We start from the raw sequence: 7,653 nt of genomic DNA, 5'->3' as shown, positions 1-7,653 counted from the left end.
TGGTTTTAGCATGCCCGGTACAGAAGAATAAGGGACTGTAAAAGTTTGTACATTACCATTCGCCTCTAATACTTTTACAACTAAATCACCAGATGTTCCGGTTGGTTGAATATTATCGAAAGAAAAAGGGCCAGGTGGAACATTCTTTTGATAAATAGTTGAGCCATTTTGTAATATAGAAACTAGGGCGTTTGTTTGAGCCACCCCTCTAATAATCGGTGAGAAACCTTGTTGCGAGGGTGCTAGCATATTATTATCAGACGAAAGAGCAATCCCACGCATACGAACGGATTCAAAAATATCACCTTCGGTATAAAAGTCACCGGCTAAAAAATTAGCTTTTAGTGATGTAAGGGGTTTACGGAGGTAACGCGTTGAATTTTCTAAATGATAACCATTAGAGATTGATTTAGATATATTACTTTCATCCCTAAGTTGGACACCGAAAACATTAATCCCAGAACGTAGTCCCGTATAAAATACGTAAGAATCCTCTTGGTTTTTAATTTTACTTAGTGTTTTATAATAATTACTATTATAAGATAATAGTAATGCTGGCACCCCATTATCCCATTCAGAAATGGGTGGGTATCCTGCAGGTAAGTCAAGTATATATTTCTGTGGAATAGTCAGATATAGACTCAATGTTTTTATTCTTGCTGAAATACTACCACCATGAACTAAACTTGATAGTAATATGGTGTTCTTTTTTTCATTTTTAAATTTTACACCAAGTTTCTCTGCATCTTCTGATTTTATTAAAATGTTTTTTTTATCATCAAAAATAAGATCACATCGACATTTCCACTCATCATTAACGTAGATATCGAGGGTTTGGATACCTTGAGGTATATTTCCTTCATTATAGAAGTGAGAGATTTCAGTATTTTTTGAATTACCCGCAAGTAGATTAGTGTTAAACGACACTGAATATGCTTTCACATCCCATAGAAGAAGAAGTAATAGGATTTTTTTATGTTTTCTATACATTCTCGTCTCATTCTATTTTATAGTAAATACTACCTTAGTGTAAGCACCCAAATCATCTACATACGTTACATTGCATTTCTCTTCAACATCCACTTTCCTTATCGTATCAATAGTCTCACGGGTAAAGGGGCGTAATATAAAAGGTTCTTTTAGAAAGCTATCTTGCCCACAGATTATATTGGCAATGTTTATGAAATAAGGTCCTTTATTGTCGAGTTGAACACCATTACTGTTCTTCGAAACGGTTAATTGAGTTGATGGCGTATTTTTGATGGGTGAAATCTCTTTAGGTCGCACAATAACTTTTATTCTTGAACGTATTGCCATTTGAATCGTGTTCATCCCATTTAAATTATCTGGAGTAGGAGGGATGTCTAATACGTTCAGGTAGAACATTGATTCCTTGTCTGAAGGCAGTGTATTTTCTAGGAGTTTCAAACCAACTTGCTGTCCTGAATGACCATCAACTTTCACCACTGGTGGGGAGACTAAAAATGGAGCTTTAGAGGTTTCAGGTGTAGAGTTAATATCACCATCATCTATCCAAGACTGAACTAAAGAAGGACTATTGCCATTGTTATAAAGTTGAACAATCACTTCCTTATTATCTTTTGGATAAATAACTCTGGTACCATTAATAATAACATTTGCGTTAACTGCAAAAGAAACACAAAAAACGATAGTAGTGAAAAAGATTTTTTTCATATGAAGACCTTTAAGGCCAGGTGGTTTCTGGCCTTTTTATATTATAAATACGATACGGTGTAAATTAAGCTTGAGTTTACAGCACCTACCTTGGCGGCCTGAGAATTAGGTTTGTAATAATAGACATCTAAATTTAGAGTCTCTGCAGACGGCGCTTTACTACTGCCCGTTAACGTTGTGGTTAAAGGCTGATTAAGTTGGATTGGCGTAGTTGAACCAGAGTTAGTTAATGCAAAACCAACATTCTTAGCAACTGCCTGATCATTTTCGTTAACTGAGTTATTGATTAAATATCTGCCATCATTAGAAATATTCTGTGCTGAAGAAAAATATATTTTTAGTGCTGAGTTTGCGTTTGCGCCTGCTGGTGAGCAGTCAGAGAATGTTAATGAGATACTCTTTTTATTTTTAGTAATAACTGAATTCGCGGTTGTTCCTGCATCTGTCACAGAGATCGGGCTCAGCGCGACAGAGAAATCAGCACTTTTCCCACCGTTAATAGTACAGGTCGTATCGGTAATTGCCCCACTAAAATTTATGGTTCCACCTGCTGATGACGTATCAGCCATGACTTGGGTTGAAGCTAAAATACTTACTGCCATTATTGATAGTGCTTTGTAATTTTTCATTTTTTCCTCTCGAAGTTGTGTAGTCGCTCTAATTATTACCATTTCCATGCTCAGTAATAGTAGCCTTAAACTTTAAGAATATTCATAATTTCTTTAATAATTTTTTTTTATCAAAGTCTACTTATTTCAGTGAGCAAGACGGTATTTTTTCATTTAAAAGCCAGATAAAAGCCAGATAAAAGCCAGAGCCAAATCTTTAACGATAAGTTTTTTTTATCATTACAAATGACTAGCGTCTACTCTTAGAATTTATGATGGTATTTTTGTGATACGAATAATAATTGTTAATAGAGTAATATCAGTATTCTAATAAAAAACCTCCGTATACTTATAAAATAAAATAATTTAAGGTGTTATTTTATAAGGTTTTTATTTTTAGTATTCATTTTAAAGGGATTGAGAATCCTCGTGCCATGGTTAGATTCTGAGTTCGGGAACCACTATTTCAAAGGTCTCGCAGAAATGCGAGGCTTTGGTATTTCTAGGGGTTATTTATTCCCATGGTAATGTAAGTATCCCTACAAAAAGAACCATTCACTTTTAGAGATCTTCCGGCATACTAAAACTATCCCGATGAGGAGATCACTATGCATAAAGCACGCTTCACTGAGCACCAGGTCATTGCTGTTTTGAAATCCGTTGAAGCCGACAGAATGGTAAAAGATGTTTGCCGCGAGGCCGGCATTTCAGAAGCCAGTTACTATAACTGGAAAGCTAAATAGGGTGGAATGGAAGCCTCTGATATAAAAAAATCAAAGATCTGGAAGATGAAAACCGTTGTCTTAAGAAAATCTTTGCTGAGTTAAGTCTGGAATGCCTGGCGCTCAAGGATGTGATAGAAAAAAAGCGTTAAAACCAGTGATAAAGCGTGAACTCGCTCATTATCTGATATCGCAGTTCACTATGAGTACACGTCTGGCATGCAGGATATTATCACTGATCAGAACGGTATTTTTCTAACCGCCGGATACACGGCGTGATGACGTTGTCATTGAAGTGCTCACTGAAGCCGCTGAACGTTATCCGCGCTACGGTTTTAAACAACTTTTTCAGGTCATTTGACGACAGGGAAATATCTGGAATCATAAGCGAGTTCATCGAATTTATTGCTTACTAAAACTGAATTTTCGTCGTAAAGGGAAGCAAAGATTTCCGCTCAGAAACCCAGCGCCATTAGCAACACCAGAGGCCTTAAATCAGAGTTGGTCGATAGATTTTATTCAGGATGCCCTGGTCTGTGGCAGACGTTTTCGAACATTTAATGTGGTGGATGATTTTAACCGTGAAGCACTAGCGATTGAAATTGACCCGAATATCCCGGCACAACGCGTTGTCCGTGTGCTGGACAGGGTCGTATGAGCGTTTTAATCGAACATACCGAACAGAAGTATTGTATTTTTACCCGTTCAGAACACTGAATGAAGTGCGGGAACTCACTGAGTGCTGGCTGCAGGAATATAACTGTAAGCGTCCACATCAATCTCTAAAGAACCTGATGCCGGAAGAGCACCGGTTGACGGCGAAAAAACCGGAAACCTAAAAAAGTGTCTGGAACTAAAATAGGTCTACTTACATAAGTAATGACTGCCCCAGGCCTTTTTCGGGGCCTTGGAGCAGAACGAGGGGAAGAGTCAACTTTCGACGCTGATTGGGGTTTCTACAGGGATAAAGCTGTTGATAATACGTACGTAATGTTTGCGTTGCGCTTCGGTAAAATCATTGTTTGCTGCTAATGTAAACACCAACAGTTTACGGGAGTCTGGGTTGAGCTGTCGGTGCCAAGGCAGTGTAATGATGGACGAGACCTGTCGGACCCAGCCACCGTCTTCCAGAAATTTATTGGCGGTCTGCAATACGGGCAGTTTAGCAGGGCCAATTTCATGTTTCAGGTTTTTTCCTTCCACTTCGAACCCTGGGACGGAGCGTTTCATTTTCTCCCACTGTTTTTCGCAAAAGTCATCCACGGTCTGATCTGTTTCCAGCGTGGCGCGGTTAATCATAATGTTGTAGGGGTTATGGTCATCGTCCATATAACGAAGAATATTAATCGACTGATCCTCTGGATGATCCAGAGTTACGAAAGTACCTTCATTAATGGGGTAGGTCATTGATTTTTTACTCATCGGTGAATCTTCCTTAATCCTTTTTGCTTTGCATCGATAATGGGATGATTTCAACGCGGCGGTTTTGCGCGCGTCCTTTTTGAGTGTCGTTACTGGCTACAGGGCGGGAGTTTCCTGCGCCTTCAACGATGAACTGGCTGGCTGACAGGCTGCTGTGTTCAACTAGCCAGTCCCGAATGACACGGGCTCGCTCGGTTGAAAGCGCCAGATTGACGGCGGCGGCCCCTGTATTGTCTGAATGACCGATGATGAGAAACATTTGTTTTGGGGGGCGAACCATCTTTGGCAAGATTTGAGCGAGCATCTTTTCGCTATCGGGCATCAGGTTACTGCTGCCATTTTCAAACAGCGGTGCGGTACTGCTTAACGTGTACTGGGTGACCTCAGAGGCCGGGGTGGGCTCCTTGAAGAGTGCTTGAAAAGGTGTTAGCTGGGTCAACTGGCCACGCACCTCCCCCCAATATGACCTGTTGTAATAACTCAATCCGCCCGCCAGGCAAGCGAACAGAACCAGGAGCGCGGTGATTTTCGGCCAGCGTCGATGGGATGGTTTTAATGACATGACCGTTGGAGCAGTTCCTGCGGGAAGAGAAGACTCTGTTTCCACACTCGGCGGGAGGGGAATCGTAGGCAAAGGAGGCATGGTAATTGAAGCGGAAAGGCCCGGCAGAATACTGTACTTTTCCGCAAGCCAAAACGACCATGCGCCGTGGCGGGTGAATCCTTGCCCGTGGTCGGCCAGTGTAACGCCGGCGAGATCGAGCTGTGTACTGTCAAACATTGTTTGTAGAACACTCATTATCCGATTTTCGGCAAGCCAGGCGACTAACGTAGAGCACAGCGCGTGTCGTTGTATGGCGTAAATATCGTTGCCATCATCGCTGGCATCAAGCTCGTTAATAAGTTCTACAAGGCAGGGCTCCAGCTTTAGATCTTCGTAGGGAAGAGCCGCTAAACCTCCGGTCCAGATCGCTCTGTCGGGATCATGCGGAAAACGCTGTTGGCTCAAGCGGGTATACAACCCCAGCATGCAGGGCAAGTGATTGGGAAGTCGCGTAGATGAAAAGGCATACTGCCACGCAGTAATTTGTTCAATCATGATCCCGTTGTTTTGAAATCCGTCGGCAAGGAGCGGGAAAAAGGCGAGGGTGGCCATCGAGCTGTGGCTTTCCTTCAAATGATTGAGTCGTTTAACCAGTGAAGTCACGTGCTCAGCGACAACCCAAACAATCCCGCTGTCGTTGCTGGTGGAAAGATCTGATTGGCTAAACCATTTACCGGCAAATGGTCCAATAATAAACACCATCAAGCGCGGCGAGCCTGGGAGCGTATCGTTTTGCGTTCCCCAGAGGGTGGTTTCTGATTTTTGTGGCGTTAAGCGGGGGCGAACGCGGGAAAAGTAACGGGCACGGGAAGCTGAGCGTAGCGAAACCAAGGTTTCAGTTTGCCCTTCTACCTGAATGAGAAGCGTTAGCAGCTTCCAGGCGTAGCGGAAAATCACTTCGCTATCAGTCTTCAATAAGTCCTCCAACTGTTCAGGTAATGTAGAGGCCTCTTTACTTTCGTTATAGCCGTAAAAGTAGTGCATCAACGAATAACGTTGCCAGGATAAGGAGTTATTCTGCGGGGCGTTAGTGAGGCGCTTGTCAAAATAACCGCACAAGGCCTGGCAGAGCGCTTCGCTCTCTGCCTGCAGTTGGTTTTCCGCCAGCAGCGCTTTATTGAGCTGCTCGATCAACGAGATTAGCTTGAGCTGGAAATCTGCGGCGGAGGGAACGATCCCGTCGAAAGAGAATAGGGTATCGATCCCAATCAGCCTGCCAAAAAAGGTTTCGCTTTTCACCATGCTTTCTCCGTGACAGCACCCCAGCCTGACTCCGTGGACCATGGGCATACCCGTACGACGGTGGGGTGAACCGTGCTGGCGGTTTTGAATTCGATTGATAGGGCTAATCCATCATCTGGCGATTTTTTCCGTAACGTCTTAAGTTCCTCAATTCCCAGCGTGCGCTTATACAGCAGGACATTTTGTCCGTTATAAACGCTTAGGTGCAGGTCGTTCATGTCCTGTTCAATGGTGCTATATTCCGACGCATTCAGCGTGATGGTTTTCTTATGGTAGGCATACTGGCGGTCAAACCATGCTTTTTCGTCGGAGGGAGGGGCGGGGAAAAAACTCGTTAATTCCGGGCCCATCACTTCAGGCAGCACCGTACCGTTTTTCAGGTAAATGCCAGCTTGATACTCAAACTGTCGTAGGGAACGCCTGTTGCCCAATATGTAGGGAGCAAGACTAGCGGCATTCTCGCTTTCCAGGCCCAGCAAGGTTCTGACACGTTTTTTCGAGACGTGGTCCCATTCCCACCATGCTTTCTCAACCACCCCGTCATCTTTGGCCTGATTGGTGTGATCGCCCCAGATTTTGTTGTGTTCCTTACGCTGGTAGTAGTGCCAGAGCAGCGGTTTATGCGGGTGGTAGATATCGTACCCGTGGGTGAAGGCACGCACTGCCATGGCAATTTCTTCACCGGCGAAGAAAATTTGTGGATCGTTAGGGATGCTCCTAACATAGCCACCGTCGGTAAAGATGAATCCACCGGCGAGGTAGCTACCGCGAATCGGTGCGGTTGCTTCAAAAGGCGTGGAGCTTAACATCGGAATACCTTCCTTGTTGTATTCACGGAAAATTAAGCGGCTAACGTAAGTACTCTTGCTCGCCTCTTCGTTTTCTCCCGGGGTAAAAGCCGGGGGGTAAGACGAAATCATGGGAAGAGACGACGTTACGCGCAGCTGTTGCAGCATGGAGATCATTTCTTCATCCCAGTTTGGAACGAAGCGGCAGTGAGAGTCTATCTGTAGGAAATAGCTTTCGTTATCAAACAGCGCTTCCGCTAGGTTGCGCGCCCAACAGGCTCCCCGGCTGGCGTAATAATGGACGCTTACAACATCGATTCGAGCCTGGTGATAACGGTAAGCAAAGACCTTATTCGCCGCGACCGTGCGACTGCCAGCTGGCTCGAGCCCGGCCTGTTCGAAAATATTCCGCTCTTCGTTATCCTGCCAGCAAATGGCGATATGCAGATTTTCAGGATGTGCGGCATGCCGTAGCATATCCTGCAGCGTGGGCAGCAATTCCGGGTCACGGTAGCTGGCTATACTGATAAAGATTGTTGCTGAGTTATCCTTGTTTTCCCGAACCATAAAAA

The 7,653-nt window shown here is 43.9% G+C and carries 6 protein-coding genes and 1 pseudogene; 1 reads left to right on the top strand and 6 read right to left on the bottom strand.

What is annotated here, in order from left to right; all coding sequences use genetic code 11:
• The 3 genes from HH682_RS03870 to HH682_RS03860 all read right to left on the bottom strand — a co-directional run.
• A partial coding sequence (locus HH682_RS03870) for a fimbria/pilus outer membrane usher protein (RefSeq protein WP_214236303.1) occupies positions 1-990 on the bottom strand: 990 nt, incomplete at its 3' end.
• A 12-nt stretch (positions 991-1,002) separates the two neighbouring features.
• Positions 1,003-1,695, bottom strand: coding sequence for a fimbrial biogenesis chaperone (locus HH682_RS03865; protein WP_214236302.1), 693 nt, complete (start codon positions 1,693-1,695; stop codon positions 1,003-1,005).
• Positions 1,696-1,736: 41 nt separating this feature from the next.
• Entirely contained in the window at positions 1,737-2,324 is a 588-nt protein-coding gene (locus HH682_RS03860; RefSeq protein WP_214236301.1) for a fimbrial protein, read from the bottom strand.
• Between the two features lie 587 nt (positions 2,325-2,911).
• Between HH682_RS03860 and HH682_RS03855 the strand changes: the two are divergent.
• Positions 2,912-3,864: pseudogene (locus HH682_RS03855) on the top strand (IS3 family transposase).
• 91 nt (positions 3,865-3,955) lie between these two features.
• Here the strand turns inward: HH682_RS03855 and HH682_RS03850 are convergent.
• Genes HH682_RS03850 through HH682_RS03840 form a run of 3 tightly spaced genes read right to left on the bottom strand, consistent with a single transcriptional unit; the run spans position 3,956 to position 7,648 of the window.
• Positions 3,956-4,447: a DcrB-related protein gene (locus tag HH682_RS03850; RefSeq protein ID WP_214236300.1), complete on the bottom strand. Its 492-nt coding sequence runs from the start codon at positions 4,445-4,447 to the stop codon at positions 3,956-3,958.
• A 13-nt stretch (positions 4,448-4,460) separates the two neighbouring features.
• On the bottom strand, positions 4,461-6,293 hold the full coding sequence (locus HH682_RS03845; RefSeq protein WP_214236299.1) for an OmpA family protein: 1,833 nt from the start codon (positions 6,291-6,293) through the stop codon (positions 4,461-4,463).
• Complete coding sequence (locus HH682_RS03840; RefSeq protein WP_214236298.1) at positions 6,287-7,648, bottom strand: GlcNAc-transferase family protein; 1,362 nt, start codon at positions 7,646-7,648, stop codon at positions 6,287-6,289. The genes HH682_RS03845 and HH682_RS03840 overlap by 7 nt, the downstream gene beginning before the upstream one ends.
• Positions 7,649-7,653: the final 5 nt, after the last annotated feature.

Origin of the sequence: Rosenbergiella gaditana, assembly GCF_018494065.1 — a bacterium.
GTDB lineage: Bacteria > Pseudomonadota > Gammaproteobacteria > Enterobacterales > Enterobacteriaceae > Rosenbergiella > Rosenbergiella gaditana.
Note: the sequence above shows the minus strand (reverse complement) of the source record. Positions and strands in the feature narration are given on the sequence as shown.